The sequence below is a fragment of the Exiguobacterium sp. s36 genome (genome assembly GCF_018618345.1).
GTDB lineage: Bacteria > Bacillota > Bacilli > Exiguobacteriales > Exiguobacteriaceae > Exiguobacterium > Exiguobacterium chiriqhucha.
The window spans coordinates 1-382 of record NZ_JACSLW010000034.1; the positions used below are offsets into that span (position 1 = coordinate 1).

General features: G+C 50.0%; 2 tRNA genes. Both read left to right on the forward strand.

Features of this window, described 5'->3' with window-relative positions:
• Positions 1-120: 120 nt before the first annotated feature.
• Positions 121-197, forward strand: a tRNA-Ile gene (locus KNP95_RS15990).
• A gap of 21 nt (positions 198-218) precedes the next feature.
• Positions 219-291 (forward strand) — tRNA-Ala (locus KNP95_RS15995).
• Positions 292-382 lie beyond the last annotated feature (91 nt).

Genomic DNA, 382 nt, shown 5'->3' on the forward strand with positions numbered 1-382 from the left:
AACAAGGTAGCCGTATCGGAAGGTGCGGCTGGATCACCTCCTTTCTAAGGAAAATGCCCATGTGGCATTGCCCATCGTTCAGTTTTGAGAGACCAAAATCTCTCGACAATCAAAATATGAGGGCCTATAGCTCAGCTGGTTAGAGCGCACGCCTGATAAGCGTGAGGTCGGTGGTTCGAGTCCACTTAGGCCCACCATTTTTTTGAGAATTCCAATACGGGGCCTTAGCTCAGCTGGGAGAGCGCCTGCCTTGCACGCAGGAGGTCAGCGGTTCGATCCCGCTAGGCTCCACTTTGTTCCTTGAAAACTGAAGATTCATCAAGACATCAAACCAATTATTTCACATATGGTCCGTGAGGACCGTGTGTCTTAGACGCTAGAT